This is a genomic window from Rathayibacter sp. AY2B3, assembly GCF_002931755.1.
In the GTDB taxonomy this organism is placed as follows: domain Bacteria; phylum Actinomycetota; class Actinomycetes; order Actinomycetales; family Microbacteriaceae; genus Rathayibacter.
In genome coordinates, this window is record NZ_PSUG01000014.1 from 46,910 (window position 1) to 62,094 (window position 15,185).

The window sequence follows — 15,185 nt, forward strand, 5'->3', positions numbered from 1 at the left end:
TCGCCGGGTGAGACTCCCCGGCTCTCCACCACGACGAAGTGAGGGAAGATGCATCCGTTCACCCGGAGACAGCTCATCGCCGCCGGTCTCGGCACCGCGGCACTCGGGAGCCTGACGGCCTGCGCGACACCGGGCACCGTCTCGGTCAACACGGCGCCGACGATCGCCCCGGCCACCGGCCCGGTCCGCCTGCAGTACTGGGGCTGGCTAAAGGACCTGCAGAAGGTGTGCGACGTCTGGAACGCCTCGCACCCCGAGATCCAGGTCGAGGCCGTCTGGATCCCCGGCGGCAACGCGGGCGGGTACCAGAAGCTCTACTCGGCCCTCGCCGCGGGCGGCGGGCCCGACCTCGGCCAGGTCGAGATCCGCTCCGTCCCCGAGTTCATGCTCGTCAACGGCCTCGTGGACCTCACCCGGTACGGCGTCGAGCAGTACCGGGACCTGTACGACCCCACCCTCTGGGGCCAGGTCAGCTACACCGGCGGCGTCTACGGGATCCCGCAGGACAGCGGCCCGATGGCGCTCTTCTACCAGCCCGAGGTGTTCGGGAAGGTGGGCGCGGAGCCGCCGACGACCTGGGACGACTGGGCCGCAGTGGCGACGGAGCTGCGCGGAGCCGGCTCCTACATCGACTGCTTCCCGCTCGCCGACGCCTCGGTCTTCGCCGCGTTCGCGACGCAGGCCGGCGCGCAGTGGCTGCGCCCGGAGGAGGACGGCTGGGTCATCGACATGACCGACGACGCCACGACGCGCGTCGCCTCCTTCTTCGACACGGCCATCGACCAGGACCTGGTGCAGACCGGCTACGGCGCCTACTCCCCCGCGTGGTTCGCGGCCGCGGCGAAGGGCGGCATCGCCTCCTGCGCCACCGGCAGCTGGGGCGACGCCCTGATCGAGGGGGTCAGCGGAGGCGCGGGCAAGTGGCGCGCGGCTCCCATGCCCGTCTGGGGCGGCACCGGCTTCGGCTCGAGCTTCCTCGGCGGATCGACCGCGGCGGTGTTCTCGAGCAGCAAGCACCCGGAGGAGGCGATCGAGTTCGCCGTCTGGATGACCACCACGCAGGAGGGCATCGACGCGATGATCGCCAACAGCGGCATCGGCTGGTCGCCCGCGGTCGGCGAGATCGGCACGGCCCGCAAGGGTCCGAGCGACTTCTTCAGCGGGCAGAACTACAACGAGGACGTCCTCGTGCCCGCGTCGAAGGAGCAGAACCCCGACTGGTCCTGGTGGCCCGTCACGCAGCAGTCCTTCAACATCCTCAGCGACGGCTTCCGGAAGAAGGCGTCCGGGCTCTCGCTCGTGGACGCGGTCGCCGAGGCCGAGCAGCAGATCATCACGGTCTTCGAGAACAAGGGCCTGAGCATCAGGAGGGCCTCCGCATGACCACCACGACCTCCGCCGCCGCCGCCGCGGTCGCGGCCGCCACGCGGAAGCCGGGCGCGCCCCGGCGCAGCCGCGCGGTCGCCCGCGCCCCGTGGATCCTCCTCGGCCCCTTCCTCGCTCTGTTCGTCCTCACGTTCATCGTTCCGATCGTCGTCGCCGTCGGCTCCAGCTTCACGAAGGTGACGCGCTCCGGCCTCTTCGGCGAGGCCGGCGTGACCAGCGGCTTCGCGGGCTTCGACAACTACGCCCAGGCCCTCGCGGACGGCAACTTCATCGCCTCCATCGGGCGGATGTTCCTCTTCGGCGTCGTCCAGGTGCCGGTGATGATCGCCCTCTGCACGGTCCTCGCGCTGATGCTCGAGTCGGCGTCGGCGAGGTTCCCGGGGTTCTTCCGGGCGGCCTACTTCCTCCCCTACGGCGTGCCCGGAGTGATCGCGACGATCCTCTGGTCGTTCCTCTACGTGCCGGGCCTCAGCCCGCTCATCGACGCGGCGAACGTGGTCGGGCTCCAGCCCGACTTCCTCGGCGCGGACACGGTGCTCTGGTCGATCGCCAACATCTCGCTCTGGAGCTACACCGGCTACAACATGCTGATCATCGTCGCCCAGCTCAAGGCGATCCCGGTCGAGCTCTACGAGGCCGCGAAGGTCGACGGCGCCTCCACCTGGCGCGTCGCGCGCAGCATCCAGCTGCCGCTCATCCGCCCCGCGCTCGTGCTGACGACGATCTTCTCGATCATCGGCACGCTCCAGCTGTTCGCGGAGGCGCAGGTGCTGAAGACCGTCGCACCGGCGATCGACAGCCAGTACACCCCGAACCTCAGCGCGTACACCACGGCCTTCGCCTACAACGACTACAACGTCGCCGCCGCCCAGGCCGTCCTGATCGCGCTGGTCGCGTTCCTGCTCTCCTTCACGTTCCTCTCGATCTCGAACAGGAGGTCGTCATGAGCCGCACCGAGACCCCGCCGACCACGACCACCGGAGTCGTCACCGCCGACCGCCCCGTGAAGGCCGGTCGCGGGCCCGACCGCTCGGCCGGCCGCAACCGCGCCTCGACCATCATCGTCACCGCGATCCTCGTCGTCGTGGCGGTCTACTTCCTCATCCCGGTGTACTGGGTCGTCGTCGCGGCGACCAAGACCACCGAGGACCTCTTCGCCACCTACGGCTTCTGGTTCGCCCCGACCTTCGCGCTCTGGGACAACCTGACGCAGGTGCTGACCTACGGTGACGGCATCTTCGTCCGCTGGTTCCTCAACTCCGTCCTCTACGCCGGAGTGGGCGCCCTGCTCGCGACCTACCTCGCCGCAGCGGGCGGCTACGCGCTGGCCAAGTACGAGTTCCGCGGCAGCAGGCTGGTGTTCGGGACGATCCTCGCGGGCGTCCTGGTGCCGGGCACCGCGACCGCTCTGCCGCTGTTCCTGCTCTTCAGCCAGATGGGCATCGCGAACACCTACTGGAGCGTGCTGATCCCCTCGCTCGTCTCGCCCTTCGGGCTGTTCCTCTGCCGGATCTACGCTCAGGCGACGGTGGACACCGCGATCATCGAGGCGGCGCGCATCGACGGCGCCGGGGAGCTGCGGATCTTCCACACGCTCGGGCTGCGCATCCTGACGCCCGCGCTGGTCACCGTGTTCCTCTTCCAGCTGGTCGGGATCTGGAACAACTACTTCCTGCCTCTGGTGATGCTCTCGGACACGAACCTGTTCCCGATCACACTGGGACTGAACAACTGGCTCGGACAGGTCGATCGCCTGCCCGAGTTCTACGAGCTGACGACCGGCGGCGTCCTGCTGTCGATCATCCCGCTCGCCATCGCCATGATCGTGCTGCAGCGCTTCTGGCGCGGCGGCCTGACGGAAGGCTCCGTGAAGTGACGACTCCCCCGACGACCTCCCACTACCTGACGGACACCGGACCGGGCTCCGGCCGCCGCCGGGCCGCGCGCTCGTGGCTGCACACCGACGCCCCGGCGCTCCCGCTGGACGGGGAGTGGCGCTTCCGCCTGCTCCCCGCCGCTCCGGGGACCCCGGGCGGCGCCGGCGTGCTGCCGGAGGGCGAGGGCGTGGACGCCGTCGGGGACGAGTCGTTCGACGACTCCGGCTGGGACCTGATGCCGGTGCCCTCGCACTGGGTGCTGCAGGGCGACGGGCGCTACGGACTGCCGGCCTACACGAACGTGCAGTTCCCGTTCCCGACCGAGCCGCCGTTCGTGCCGGACGCGAACCCGACGGGCGACTACCGCCGCACCGTCGTGGTACCGGAGGAGTGGGACTCCGCCGAGGCGGTCGTCCTGCGCTTCGACGGGGTCGAGTCGCGCTACCGCGTCTGGGTCAACGGCGTCGAGATCGGCATCGGCTCCGGCAGCCGGCTCGCGCAGGAGTTCGACGTCACGGGTGTCGTCCGCCCGGGCGAGAACCTCGTCGTGGTCCGCGTGCACCAGTGGTCGGCCTCGAGCTACGTGGAGGACCAGGACCAGTGGTGGCTGCCGGGGATCTTCCGGTCGGTGCACCTTCTCGCGCGCCCCGTCGGCGGGATCGAGGACGCGTGGCTGCGCTCCTCCTTCGCCGCCGGCGCGGGCCGCATCGAGGCGGAGGTCACCGCTGCGGCCGACGCGTTCCCGTTGACGCTGCGCGTGCCCGGTCTCGGGATCGAGACGGTCTGGGCCTCGGCGGAGGAGATCGCCGCGATCGAGGTCCCCGAGGTCGAGCCGTGGTCGGCGGAGGCTCCGCGCCTCTACGACGCCACCCTCGCCTCGGCCGGGGAGACGGTCTCGCTCCGGCTCGGCTTCCGCACGGTCGAGATCCGCGGCGACCGCTTCCTGGTCAACGGCGAGCGCGTCGTCTTCCACGGCGTCAACCGCCACGAGACGCACCCCGACCGCGGCCGCGCGTTCGACGAGGACTCCGCCCGCGAGGACCTCGCGATGATGAAGCGCTTCAACGTGAACGCCATCCGCACCAGCCACTATCCGCCGCACCCGCGTCTGCTCGACCTCGCCGACGAGCTCGGCTTCTGGGTGGTCCTCGAGTGCGATCTCGAGACCCACGGGTTCGAGCGCGTCGGCTGGGCCGGCAACCCCAGCGACGACCCCGCGTGGCGCGAGGCGTACCTCGACCGCATCGAGCGGACCGTCGAGCGCGACAAGAACCATCCGAGCATCGTGCTCTGGTCCCTCGGCAACGAGGCGGGCACCGGCGCGAACCTCGCCGCGATGTCCGCCTGGGTGCACGGGCGCGACCCGGAGCGCCCCGTCCACTACGAGGGCGACTACACCGGCGCCTACACCGACGTGTACTCGCGGATGTACTCCTCGATCCCCGAGACCGAGCGGATCGGCACCGACGGCTCGCTCACTCCGCTGCTCGGCTGCTCCCCCGGCGAGTCCGCGCGGCAGCGCTCCAAGCCCTTCCTGCTCTGCGAGTACGTGCACGCGATGGGCAACGGCCCGGGAGCGATCGACCAGTACGAGGACCTCGTCGACCGCTTCCCGCGGCTGCACGGCGGCTTCGTCTGGGAGTGGCGCGACCACGGCCTGCGGGCGCGCACGCCGGACGGCGTCGAGTACTACGCGTACGGCGGCGACTTCGGCGAGGTGGTGCACGACGGCAACTTCGTGATGGACGGCATGGTGCTCTCCGACGGCACGCCCAGCCCGGGCCTGTTCGAGTGGAAGCAGATCGTCGCCCCGGTGCGCCTCACGGTCCGCGGCGACGGCGTCGTCATCGAGAACCGCCGGCACGACGCCTCCACCGCCGATCTGCGCTTCGCGTGGCGGGTCGAGCGGGACGGGCGGGTCACCGCGGAGGGAGTGCTCGACGCCCCGGTGATCGCGGCCGGCGACGCCGTGCACGTGGAGCTCCCTCCGCTCGAGGTGCGCCCCGGCGGCGAGACCTGGCTCACCGTCGACGCGGTCCTCGACGCCACGACCGCCTGGGCGGAGGAGGGCCACGTGCTCTCCACCGGTCAGCACCTCCTCGCCGCCCCCTCGGCGGTGCCCGCATGGACCCGAGCCGTCCGCTCCGCCCCGCCGCTCGAGGGCGGTGCGCTCGGAGTCGCGCGGTTCCGCGACGGCCGGCTCTCCTCTCTCGCGGGCCTGCCCGTCGACGGACCGCGCGCCGAGCTCTGGCGCGCCCCGACCGACAACGACGAGGGCGAGGGCTTCCCCGGCTACGTCGCCGGCGACCCCTTCGACGGCGACGGCCGCGGGACCCCGGCCCCCTCCTCCGCCGCCCGCTGGCGCGAGGCCGGACTCGACCGCCTGGTCGGCCGCGTGCAGGAGGTGGACGCCTCCGCCGGTCTCCGCCGCGTGACCCGCTTCTCGGCCGCGGACCTCGACGCAGGACTCCTGATGGAGGAGCGCTGGAGCGTCGACGGCGAGAGCACGGTCCTCCGCGTCGATCTCGTGCCGACCCGGGGCTGGGACTCCGTGTGGCCGCGACTGGGCATCCGGATCGACCTGCCCGCGTCGATCGACGGCGCGGAGTGGTTCGGCACCGGCCCGCTCGAGTCCTACCCCGACAGCCTCCGGGCCGCGCGGGTGGGGCGCTTCACGGCGGCGATGGACCGGCTGACGACTCCCTACTCCCGCCCTCAGGAGAGCGGTCACCGCAGCAGCGTGCGCGAGCTGACGCTGATGGACGCGGGCTCGCCCCGGCTCCGCATCGAGGCCGCGCGCGACCTGCACGGGCGCCTCCCCGGCTTCACCCTGGCGCGGCACACGCCGCAGGAGATCACGTCCGCCGCGCACCCGCACGAGCTGCCGGAGTCGGAGCGCGCGGTCCTCGTGATCGACGCCGCCCAGCACGGCCTGGGCTCGCGCGCGTGCGGTCCGGACGTGTGGCCCGACTTCCAGCTGCGGCCGGAGGCGCGGACGATCCTGCTCCGCTTCACCGCAGCCGGCTGAGCACCGGCAGAGGACGAGGGAAGGCCCGCGGGATCGCGTCCCGCGGGCCTTCCGTCGTCCTCGGGACGGGTCAGTCGCTCTGCGTGCGCGGGAGCGGTCCGCCGATGAAGAGGTCCGTGTTCATGCGCCGACGACGCATGACGACCAGGACGGCCGCGCAGGCGACGAGGGACGCGACGACGGCCCCGCCGCCGATCATCAGCGCGGCGGTCGGAGTGATGCCGGCCGGTCCCGCCGAGGCGGCCGTGCTGATGAAGGCGGTGCGTGCGGCGCTGATCGCGGTGCCGCAGACCTGCTGCGCCTCCCACGGCGCGGCCGTGGTGTCGCTGTCGCGGTAGGAGACGGTCACGGCCGCGGTGCGGTGCGACTCGCGGCCGAAGGCGACGACGCAGTAGACGGAGGGATCGGGGTCGGCGACGACCGCGTCGCCCAGTGCCAGCTCGGCCCAGCCGATGGCGTCGGACTGCACGGCGACGTCGCCGGCGGCCAGGTCGGCGCGGGCCCCGGAGGTCTCGAAGGCGCCCACGGCGACCTCCTCGTCGGCGTCGAAGCCCCAGACGGCGCCGCGGGGCGCCTCGGTGCTGCCGTCGCCGAGCTCGCGCGGCTCGAGCAGGAGGCCGTTGCCGGAGGACGCCGCGAGCCGGAAGACGACCTTGGCGGCGGAGCCCTGGTCGCCCGTGAGGTCGACCGTGAAGGCGCCCGACTTGGTGATCAGCGCGGTCGGCACGGTGGCGGTGCCGCTCCCCGCCTCGAGGGTCAGCGGGGTCTTGGTGCCGTTCGGGTCGCGGAGGACCGCCGAGACGGCCTCGCCGCTCGCGAAGCCGGTGTACGAGAAGCCGACGCCGTAGAAGCGGGCGAGCTCGACGGTGAGCGCCTCCGGCTGGACGGCGAGCTCGCGGGTGAGGAAGACATCGGCGGTCGCGGTGCCCGCCGCCGGCTTCGCGCCCTCGGTCGAGGTGCCGAGCTCGGTGCGTCCGGGGGCCGACGCCGCCGGAGTGACGGCGCCCGCACCGGAGGAGCCGGCCGTGCCGGACGTGGTGGTGCCGGAGGTGGTCCCGCCGCCGGAGGTGCCGCCGGACGTTCCTCCGCCCGTGGAGGTGCCGCCCGTGGTGCCGCCGCCGGAGCCTGTGCCGCCGGAGGACGATCCGCCGCCGGTGGAGGGCTGGCCGCCGCCGGAGCCGCCCTGCTGGCCGCCGCCGGTCGATCCGCCGCCGGTGGAGGGCTGGCTCGGCTGCTGGGGCGCGGGGTCGACCGGTGCCGGGTCGACCGGTGCCGGATCGACCGGCGCGGGGTCCACGGGCGCGGGATCGACGGGAGCGGGCTGCTCGGGCTCCACCGGCACCTCGGGCACTCCGGGGACGGAGGGCTCCTCGGGGACGCCCGGGACGGGGTCGGAGCCGCCGTCGCCCGGCTGCTCGGGATCCTCCGGCACGCCGGGGACCGTCGTCGCGGCCGGCTGCTCGACCGTGGTCGAGACCGTCGAGGCGGCGGGGGCCGCGACGGCCGCTCCAGGGAGGGCCAGGCCGAGCACGAGCGCCGCGAGAGCGGCGGCGGGCAGGGCGAGTCGGCGGGATGACGGCATGGCGGTTCCTTCCTCCACGGGCGACGATCTGCGTCCGCGCACGGAGGAGCGCACTCCCCCCTCACGAGGGTACGGGCGAGAGACGAGCCATCGCGAGCCGTGTTGTCCCCCGTCAGAGGGACGTCTCGGCCGTGCATCCATCCGAACGGCCCGGTCGACGCTCATCCGCGGGCGAGGAGAGCTCGGCGCAGCCGCGCGGGATCGACCCGCCAGAAGGTGTGGACGCGCCCGTCGATCAGCACCACCGGGATCTCCTCGACGAAGCGCTCGTGCAGCTCCGGATCGTCGAGGATCGACACCTCCGAGACGGCGACCGACGCCTCGCCGCCCAGATCGGCGACCACCTGCTCGACCACGGTCCGCGCGTCGTCGCAGAGATGACAGCCCGGCTTGCCCACGAGCGTCAGCTCCACGTCCACCATGCGGTCAGTGTACGGCGGCCGCGGCGACGGGCGCCGGGACGGCGAGCGCCGACGGGACCGCCCCGTGAACGCAGACGAGCGCCCGACCCCGGAAGGGCGGACGCTCGAGTGGGAAGAGGCGCGAGCCTACTTCTTGTTGCGACGCTGGTGGCGAGTCTTGCGAAGCAGCTTGCGGTGCTTCTTCTTCGCCATACGCTTGCGACGCTTCTTGATGACAGAACCCACGAAGACCTCACAACGTTCAGGGGGTCGACCGCCCGACGGGCGGCCGCTTACGAAAAACTGGCTCCCGCGAGCTTACACGACCCGGGGCTCCACCGGTTCCGGCTCCTCGGCGCCCTCACTTGCGGATGCGCAGCGCCTCCGCGACCTTCGTCGCTCCCTCGCTGACGCCTCGCTGGATGTCCTGCACCACGGTGCTGACCTGGTGGGTGCGCTCGGCGAGGGCCCGGCCCAGCGACTCCGCCCGGGCCGCGGTCGGAGCGTCGAGCAGGGCGCCGGCCGCCTCGTCCTCGGCGAGGAAGGGCAGCAGCCAGTCCTCGACCTCCGCCAGCGGCGCGTACTCGAGCGCGTAGAAGCGGTGCTGTCCGCTCTCGCGCACCGTGACGAGGCCGGTCTCGCGCAGCACCTTGAGGTGCTTGGAGACGGTCGGCTGGCTCAGCTCGAGGCGCGCCACGATCCGCGACACGCTCATGCCCTCGGCCGAGCCGTCCCGCCGCTGCTCGAGCAGCAGGGCGAGGATGTCCCGGCGGGTCCCGTCCGCGATCACCCCGAAGATGTCAGCCATGCGCCCAGGCTAGTCAGCGCCCCGGGGGCCCGGCACCGAGCGGGTAGCATGGCCGCGATCGAGTGGAGGATCCGCCGTGGTGGTTCGGCAGCAGTTCCGCAGCCCCGTGGGCGTCTCGCCCGTCTCCCCCTGGTCGGGTTTCGAGCGGGCCCGCGACCTCATCGACGACTTCGCCGGACGCTCGCCGTCCCGCTTCGCCATCCTCATCTTCTCGGCGCTCGTGCTCGTCTTCACCCTGCTGTTCTCGCTGCCGGTGTCGAGCACCACGGGCACCGTCACTCCGCTGCACGACGCCTTCTTCACCGCGATGTCGGTGATCTGCGTGACCGGCCTCGCGACGGTCGACATGGCGACGCACTGGTCGGCGTTCGGCCACTCGATCGTCTTCGTCGGCGTGAACATCGGCGCTCTGGGGGTGCTGACGCTCGCCTCGATCATGGGCCTGGCGATCTCGCGCCGCCTCGGCCTCCGGGCGAAGCTCATGGTCGCCAGCGACTCGAACCCGCTGCGGATCCACTCCGGCCCCGTCGCCGAGGGCCAGGCCGTGCGCCTGGGCGAGATCGGCGGACTGCTCGCCACCGTCGCGATCAGCGCCGCCGCGATCGAGATCATCGTCGCGCTGCTGCTGTTCCCGCGGATGCTGATCGACGGGATCCCGATCGGCGAGGCCGTCTGGCACTCCTTCTACTACTCCGCGATGGCGTTCACGAACACCGGCTTCGCTCCGAACGCCGCAGGCCTCACCCCGTTCGAGGACGACTACTGGTTCCTCGGCATCCTGATGCTCGGCGTCTTCCTCGGCTCGATCGGCTTCCCCGTCATCTACGCCTTCTCCCGCGGCTGGCGGCGCCCGCGCAAGTGGTCGGTCCACGTGAAGCTGACGCTGGTCACCTCCCTGGTCCTGCTCGTCGCCGGGGCCGTCCTCTACATCGTGCTGGAGTTCGACAATCCGAGGACCTTCGGCAGCCTCGATGCGGGGGACACCGTCTTCCAGTCCTTCTTCCTCTCGACGATGACGCGGTCGGGCGGCTTCTCGACGATCTCGGTCCCCGACCTGAACGGCTCGAGCCTGCTCGTGACGGACATGCTGATGTTCATCGGCGGAGGATCGGCCTCCACGGCCGGCGGGATCAAGGTCACGACCCTCGCGATCCTCTTCCTGGCCGCCTTCGCCGAGGCCCGCGGCAACAACGACATGGAGGCGTTCGGCCGCCGGATCCCGAACGACGTCCTGCGCCTGGCCGTCTCGGTCGTGCTGTGGGGCGCGACGACGGTCGCCGTGTCGAGCGTCCTGATCCTTCACATCACCAAGGCCTCGCTCGACCACGTGCTCTTCGACGTGATCTCGGCCTTCGCGACCTCCGGGCTCTCGACGGGGCTCACCGCGGAGCTGCCGCCGTCCGGGGTCTACATCCTCGCGCTGACGATGTTCATGGGACGCGTTGGTACCGTGACTCTCGCCGCCGCGCTCGCCGCGAGCCAGCGGAGGCAGTTGTTCAGACGACCGGAAGAGAGGCCCATCGTTGGTTGACCGCATCAGGTACGACGCCCCGGTGCTGGTGATCGGCCTCGGGCGCTTCGGAGCCGCCACGGCCGGCCAGCTCGACCGCCTCGACCGCGAGGTGCTCGCCATCGACGCCGACGCCGGTCTCGTGCAGAAGTGGTCGGAGCGGGTCACCCACGCGGTGCAGGCCGACGCCCGCTCGCTCGACGCGCTCGCGCAGATCGGCGCGCAGGACTTCCAGGTCGCCGTCGTCGCGGTCGGCTCCTCGATCGAGGCGTCCGTGCTGATCACGGCGAACCTCGTCGACCTCAAGATCCCGCAGATCTGGGCGAAGGCGATCTCGCGCTCGCACGGCAAGATCCTCGAGCGGATCGGCGCGAACCACGTGATCTACCCCGAGGCGGAGGCGGGCGAGCGCGTCGCGCACCTGGTCTCGGGCCGCATGCTCGACTTCATCGAGTTCGACGACGATTTCGTGCTCGCGAAGATGTACCCGCCCAAGCCGATCCGGGGGCTGACGCTCACGGAGTCGGGCGTGCGCCGCAAGCACCGCGTGACCGTCGTCGGCGTCAAGAGCCCGGGCAAGCCCTTCACCTACGCGACCGAGCAGACCGTCGTCTCGAACCACGACCTCATCGTGGTCAGCGGCACACCCAGCGACATCGAGCGGTTCGCGGCCCTCGGCTCCTGACCCGCGCCCCTCGCTCCCGCGGGGTCAGGAGGCGGCGAGCTCGCGGGCGCGCGCCAGGGCGGCGTCGGTCGCCCGCGTGAAGAGCGCGGCGAGGTCGGCCTCCTGGAGGACCGCGACGGCCCGCTCGGTGGTGCCTTTCGGGCTGGTGACCCGGCGGCGCAGCTCCGCGGGCTCCTCGCCGGAGTGGGCGAGCAGCTCCGCCGCGCCGCGGAACGTGCCGACCACCATCGTCGACGCCTGCTCCGGAGTGAAGCCCTTCGCGACAGCGGCCGCGATGAGCTCCTCGATCAGCAGGAACACGTAGGCGGGCCCCGAGCCGGAGATCGTCGAGAGCGCGTCGAGCTGCGACTCCGGCACCTCGACCACCTCGCCGACCGTCTCGAACAGGCGGCGCACGAGCGCCAGGTCCTCGTCGCCGGACCGCGTGCCGGCGCTGAGGCCGGTGACGGCGCGGCCCACGACCGCGGGAGTGTTCGGCATCGAGCGGAGCACGGCGACCGACGCGGGCAGGTGCCGCTCGAACGTGGCCGAGGTCACGCCGGCGGCGACGGAGACGACGACCGCGCCCGGGGCGAGCGCGTCGGCGATCTCGTCGAGCAGGTCCGGCACCATGTGCGGCTTGACGGCCACGAGCACGACCGCCGCGCCCTCGACCGCGCGCCGGTTGGCCTCCGGGTCGTCCGCGGTGGCGAAGGCGGTCACCACCGGGTGCCCGTCCCACGCGGCGGCCTTCGCGGAGTCGCGGTTGGTCACCCGCACGCCCCCCTCGACGCGCACGCCGGGAGCCAGCAGGCCCTGGAGGATCGCGCCTCCCATCGAGCCGAGGCCGAGGACGGCGATGGACGGGAGCAGGACGGGCGCATCGGTCACGCCGCTCATCCTACGAAGAGCCCGCGGCAAGGGGGTCCGGGGCCGGTCCGGGGCCTCGTAGGATGGCCCGACCATCCAGCGGCGAGCCCGAGGAGACCACGTGAGCGCATCCGGAGGCGGCACCGCGATCATCGCGGCGCTCGCGGCCAACCTCGGCATCGCCCTGACGAAGTTCGTCGCCTGGTTCTTCTCCGGATCCGCCTCCATGCTCGCCGAGGGCGTGCACTCGCTCGCCGACTCCGGCAATCAGCTGCTCCTGCTGCTCGGCGGCCGCAAGTCGCGGAAGGCCGCCGACGAGGAGCACCCCTTCGGCTACGGGCGCGAGCGCTACGTCTACGCCTTCGTGGTGTCGATCATCCTGTTCTCCGTCGGCGGCGTCTTCTCGCTCTACGAGGGCATCGAGAAGATCGCCGAGCCGCACGAGCTCGAGAACGCCTGGCTGCCGATCCTGGTCCTCGTGATCTCGATCTGCCTCGAGGGCTACTCGCTGCGCACCGGAGTGAAGGAGTCGAACCGGGTCCGCGGCTCGCAGTCGTGGTTCCAGTTCATCCGCCGGGCGAAGGCGCCGGAGCTGCCCGTGGTGCTCCTCGAGGACGTCGCCGCGCTCACAGGCCTGACGTTCGCGCTGCTCGGAGTCGGGCTGACCGTGATCACCGGCGACTCGGTCTACGACGCGATCGGCACGATCATGATCGGCACCCTGCTGATCGTGGTGGCGGTCGTCCTGGGCGTCGAGACGAAGAGCCTGCTGGTCGGCGAGGGGGCGACTCCCGCCGACGCCGCCTCGATCCGCGCCGCTCTCGAGGCAGGGCGCGACGTCGAGCGCGTCATCCACATGCGCACCCTCTACCTCGGACCGGACGAGATCCTCGTGGCCGCGAAGCTCGCCTTCCCGGCCGCCGAGACCCTCGAGCACGTGGCCGCCGGGATCGACGCAGCCGAGCAGCGGATCCGCGAGGCCGTTCCCGCCGCCACCACGATCTACCTCGAGCCCGACGTCGACCGCGGACGCGCGGGATCGGCGGCGTCCCGTCCGGTCGTGACGGAGGCGGGAGGGGCAGCCGCGGGGAGCGCTCCGCCCGCCGCCGCTGCGCCCGCCGCCTCCCCGCCGGCCTCGCCGCACGGGAGCGCCTGAGATGCGCCGGGCCCTGGCGATCGTCAACGAGCGCGGTGCCGGGCTCGGCGCGCTCGAGCCGGTGCTGACCGAGCGCGGATTCGCCGTCGACGCCGTCGCGGGGACGGACCTCGACGCGATCGACATCCTCGCTCCCGACCTCGTCGTCACGCTCGGCTCCAGCGCCGGCGTCTACGAGACCTCGCGGCACCCCTTCATCAGCCCCGAGATCGCGCTCCTGCAGGACCGGATGCACCACCGTCGTCCCACGCTCGGCGTCTGCTTCGGAGCGCAGCTGATCGCGGCCGCCCTGGGCGAGTCCGTCCGTCCCGGATCGGCCCGCGAGGTCGGCTTCCGCCCGGTCGTGCTCACGGAGGAGGGCGCCCGCTCCCCGCTCCGGCACCTCGCCGGCGTCGACGTCATGCAGTGGCACGGCGACACCTTCGCGCTGCCGAGCGGAGCGGCGCTGCTGGCGTCGTCGCCGGTCGGCGAGGTGCAGGCGTTCGCGGTGGAGGACTGGCTCCTCGGCGTGCAGTTCCACCCCGAGCTGACCGGAACGATGGCCGCGCACTGGCTCGAGGGCGACGGGGAATGGGCAGGAGCGGCGGGCTACGACGCCGCCGTGCTCGACGCCGACGTCGCGGCGGAGCGCTTCGAGCGGATGCACGCGGCGACGCGGCTCGCGCTGACGGAGTGGCTGGGCGCTCCGAGCTGAGGGGTCGACGGCGGTCGGCGTCAGCGGCGGTCGAGGAAGAAGTCGAGCAGGAGCCGCGAGCTCTCCGCGGCGCGGACCCCGGGGTACACCTCGACCACGTGGTTGTGCCGGCGGTCGCGGAGGAGGTCGTGCACCGATCCTGAGGCGCCCGCCTTCTCGTCCCACGCGCCGAAGACGACGCGGTCGATCCGCGCCGCCAGGATCGCCCCGGCGCAGAGCACGCACGGCTCGAGCGTGACCACCAGCGTGCAGCCCTCGAGATGCCAGTCGCCGCGGGCCTCGGCCGCCGCGCGGATCGCGACCACCTCGGCGTGCGCCGTCGGATCCCGCCGCAGCTCGCGCTCGTTGCGCCCGAGCCCGAGCACCTCGCCCTCGGAGTCGACGACCACCGCACCCACAGGGACGTCGCCCCAGCCCGTGGCCCGACGCGCCTCGTCGAGCGCCAGGCCCATCCACTCCTCGGAGCGGCGGGGGATACGGAGATCACTGTCGCGCATCGCTCCCCCTCCTGCGGCGGCCCGCTGCGGCCGGTGGGGCGCCGCTGCGGCCAGTAGATTGAGCTTATGCGCGTCCACGTAGCCGACCACCCGCTGATCACCCACAAGCTCACCGTGCTGCGTGACAAGCGCACCCCCTCCCCCACCTTCCGGCAGCTCGCCGAGGAGCTGATGACGCTCCTCGCCTACGAGGCCACTCGCGGCGTCCGCACCCGCACCGTCACCATCGAGACCCCCGTGACGCAGACCACCGGCCTCGCGCTCAGCGACCCGCAGCCGCTGGTCGTCCCGATCCTCCGGGCCGGTCTCGGGATGCTCGAGGGCATGGTCAAGCTCATCCCGACCGCCGAGGTCGGCTTCCTGGGCATGGCGCGCAACGAGGAGACGCTCGAGCCGACCACGTACGCGGAGCGCCTCCCCGACGACCTGTCGAACCGGCAGTGCTTCGTCCTCGACCCGATGCTCGCGACCGGCGGCTCGCTCGTCGCGGCCATCCAGTTCCTCTTCGACCGGGGAGCGGTCGACGTCACCGCCGTCTGCCTGCTCGCCGCCCCCGAGGGCCTGGCCGCCGTCGAGAAGGCCTTCGGCGACCGCGACGTGACCATCGTCCTCGGCTCCCTCGACGAGAAGCTCAACGAGCTCGGCTACATCGTCCCCGGCCTCGGCGACGCGGGCGACCGCCTCTACGGCCTCGCGGGCTGAGCCCGCCGGC

General features: G+C 72.3%; 15 protein-coding genes. 9 read left to right on the forward strand and 6 right to left on the reverse strand.

The features are described from left to right. Positions 1-48: 48 nt before the first annotated feature. Genes C5C24_RS06560 through C5C24_RS06575 form a run of 4 tightly spaced genes read left to right on the forward strand, consistent with a single transcriptional unit; the run spans position 49 to position 6,291 of the window. The gene (locus C5C24_RS06560; RefSeq protein WP_104304581.1) at positions 49-1,383 is read left to right on the forward strand and encodes an ABC transporter substrate-binding protein; all 1,335 of its coding nucleotides are present in this window, start codon (positions 49-51) and stop codon (positions 1,381-1,383) included. Beyond that, positions 1,380-2,333, forward strand: a complete 954-nt coding sequence (locus C5C24_RS06565; RefSeq protein WP_104304582.1) for a carbohydrate ABC transporter permease — start codon at positions 1,380-1,382, stop codon at positions 2,331-2,333. The genes C5C24_RS06560 and C5C24_RS06565 overlap by 4 nt, the downstream gene beginning before the upstream one ends. Next, complete coding sequence (locus C5C24_RS06570; RefSeq protein WP_104225919.1) at positions 2,330-3,262, forward strand: carbohydrate ABC transporter permease; 933 nt, start codon at positions 2,330-2,332, stop codon at positions 3,260-3,262. The genes C5C24_RS06565 and C5C24_RS06570 overlap by 4 nt, the downstream gene beginning before the upstream one ends. Continuing rightward, complete coding sequence (locus tag C5C24_RS06575) at positions 3,259-6,291, forward strand: glycoside hydrolase family 2 TIM barrel-domain containing protein (protein WP_219812843.1); 3,033 nt, start codon at positions 3,259-3,261, stop codon at positions 6,289-6,291. The genes C5C24_RS06570 and C5C24_RS06575 overlap by 4 nt, the downstream gene beginning before the upstream one ends. 70 nt (positions 6,292-6,361) lie before the next feature. Here C5C24_RS06575 and C5C24_RS06580 read toward each other — a convergent pair whose 3' ends face one another. The 4 genes from C5C24_RS06580 to C5C24_RS06595 all read right to left on the reverse strand — a co-directional run bounded on the left by C5C24_RS06580 (position 6,362) and on the right by C5C24_RS06595 (position 9,082). Beyond that, positions 6,362-7,873, reverse strand: a complete 1,512-nt coding sequence (locus C5C24_RS06580) for a hypothetical protein (RefSeq protein WP_104280981.1) — start codon at positions 7,871-7,873, stop codon at positions 6,362-6,364. A 161-nt stretch (positions 7,874-8,034) separates the two neighbouring features. Next, positions 8,035-8,295: a glutaredoxin family protein gene (locus C5C24_RS06585; protein ID WP_104276640.1), complete on the reverse strand. Its 261-nt coding sequence runs from the start codon at positions 8,293-8,295 to the stop codon at positions 8,035-8,037. Between the two features lie 126 nt (positions 8,296-8,421). Next, positions 8,422-8,520 (reverse strand): 30S ribosomal protein bS22, encoded by a 99-nt coding sequence (locus C5C24_RS06590; protein WP_003792170.1) that lies wholly within the window; start codon positions 8,518-8,520, stop codon positions 8,422-8,424. A gap of 115 nt (positions 8,521-8,635) precedes the next feature. Continuing rightward, positions 8,636-9,082 (reverse strand): helix-turn-helix transcriptional regulator, encoded by a 447-nt coding sequence (locus C5C24_RS06595; RefSeq protein ID WP_104224854.1) that lies wholly within the window; start codon positions 9,080-9,082, stop codon positions 8,636-8,638. Between the two features lie 160 nt (positions 9,083-9,242). Between C5C24_RS06595 and C5C24_RS06600 the strand changes: the two genes are divergently transcribed. Together C5C24_RS06600 and C5C24_RS06605 are read left to right on the forward strand one after the other, a co-directional pair. Beyond that, a complete protein-coding gene (locus tag C5C24_RS06600) occupies positions 9,243-10,613 on the forward strand; it encodes a TrkH family potassium uptake protein (protein ID WP_258065073.1) in 1,371 nt (456 codons plus the stop codon). Next, positions 10,606-11,277, forward strand: coding sequence for a TrkA family potassium uptake protein (locus C5C24_RS06605; RefSeq protein ID WP_068255410.1), 672 nt, complete (start codon positions 10,606-10,608; stop codon positions 11,275-11,277). The genes C5C24_RS06600 and C5C24_RS06605 overlap by 8 nt, the downstream gene beginning before the upstream one ends. 24 nt (positions 11,278-11,301) lie before the next feature. Here C5C24_RS06605 and proC read toward each other — a convergent pair whose 3' ends face one another. After that, positions 11,302-12,093, reverse strand: a complete 792-nt coding sequence (gene proC, locus C5C24_RS06610) for a pyrroline-5-carboxylate reductase (RefSeq protein ID WP_374955324.1) — start codon at positions 12,091-12,093, stop codon at positions 11,302-11,304. A 154-nt stretch (positions 12,094-12,247) separates the two neighbouring features. On the opposite strand from proC, the gene C5C24_RS06615 reads away from it, so the two are divergent. Together C5C24_RS06615 and C5C24_RS06620 are read left to right on the forward strand one after the other, a co-directional pair. After that, positions 12,248-13,282 carry a cation diffusion facilitator family transporter gene (locus C5C24_RS06615; RefSeq protein WP_104280980.1) on the forward strand — a complete coding sequence of 345 codons (1,035 nt, stop codon included), beginning with the start codon at positions 12,248-12,250 and terminating at the stop codon, positions 13,280-13,282. Between the two features lies 1 nt (position 13,283). Then, positions 13,284-13,976 carry a gamma-glutamyl-gamma-aminobutyrate hydrolase family protein gene (locus tag C5C24_RS06620; RefSeq protein WP_104276637.1) on the forward strand — a complete coding sequence of 231 codons (693 nt, stop codon included), beginning with the start codon at positions 13,284-13,286 and terminating at the stop codon, positions 13,974-13,976. A 20-nt stretch (positions 13,977-13,996) separates the two neighbouring features. Here C5C24_RS06620 and C5C24_RS06625 read toward each other — a convergent pair whose 3' ends face one another. Next, entirely contained in the window at positions 13,997-14,473 is a 477-nt protein-coding gene (locus C5C24_RS06625; RefSeq protein ID WP_258065071.1) for a nucleoside deaminase, read from the reverse strand. Positions 14,474-14,539: 66 nt separating this feature from the next. Here C5C24_RS06625 and upp point away from each other — a divergent pair, with 66 nt between their 5' ends. Then, on the forward strand, positions 14,540-15,175 hold the full coding sequence (upp, locus tag C5C24_RS06630) for a uracil phosphoribosyltransferase (RefSeq protein ID WP_104224850.1): 636 nt from the start codon (positions 14,540-14,542) through the stop codon (positions 15,173-15,175). Positions 15,176-15,185 lie beyond the last annotated feature (10 nt).

What these genes read in the sequence shown, in the direction of transcription:
- C5C24_RS06560 (WP_104304581.1), top strand. Translation starts at nt 49, where the DNA reads ATGCATCCGTTCACCCGGAGACAGCTCATCGCCGCCGGTCTCGGCACC.
- C5C24_RS06565 (WP_104304582.1), top strand. Translation starts at nt 1,380, where the DNA reads ATGACCACCACGACCTCCGCCGCCGCCGCCGCGGTCGCGGCCGCCACG.
- C5C24_RS06570 (WP_104225919.1), top strand. Translation starts at nt 2,330, where the DNA reads ATGAGCCGCACCGAGACCCCGCCGACCACGACCACCGGAGTCGTCACC.
- C5C24_RS06580 (WP_104280981.1), bottom strand. Translation starts at nt 7,873, where the DNA reads ATGCCGTCATCCCGCCGACTCGCCCTGCCCGCCGCCGCTCTCGCGGCG.
- C5C24_RS06585 (WP_104276640.1), bottom strand. Translation starts at nt 8,295, where the DNA reads ATGGTGGACGTGGAGCTGACGCTCGTGGGCAAGCCGGGCTGTCATCTC.
- C5C24_RS06595 (WP_104224854.1), bottom strand. Translation starts at nt 9,082, where the DNA reads ATGGCTGACATCTTCGGGGTGATCGCGGACGGGACCCGCCGGGACATC.
- proC (WP_374955324.1), bottom strand. Translation starts at nt 12,093, where the DNA reads ATGGGAGGCGCGATCCTCCAGGGCCTGCTGGCTCCCGGCGTGCGCGTC.
- C5C24_RS06620 (WP_104276637.1), top strand. Translation starts at nt 13,284, where the DNA reads ATGCGCCGGGCCCTGGCGATCGTCAACGAGCGCGGTGCCGGGCTCGGC.
- C5C24_RS06625 (WP_258065071.1), bottom strand. Translation starts at nt 14,473, where the DNA reads ATGCGCGACAGTGATCTCCGTATCCCCCGCCGCTCCGAGGAGTGGATG.
- upp (WP_104224850.1), top strand. Translation starts at nt 14,540, where the DNA reads ATGCGCGTCCACGTAGCCGACCACCCGCTGATCACCCACAAGCTCACC.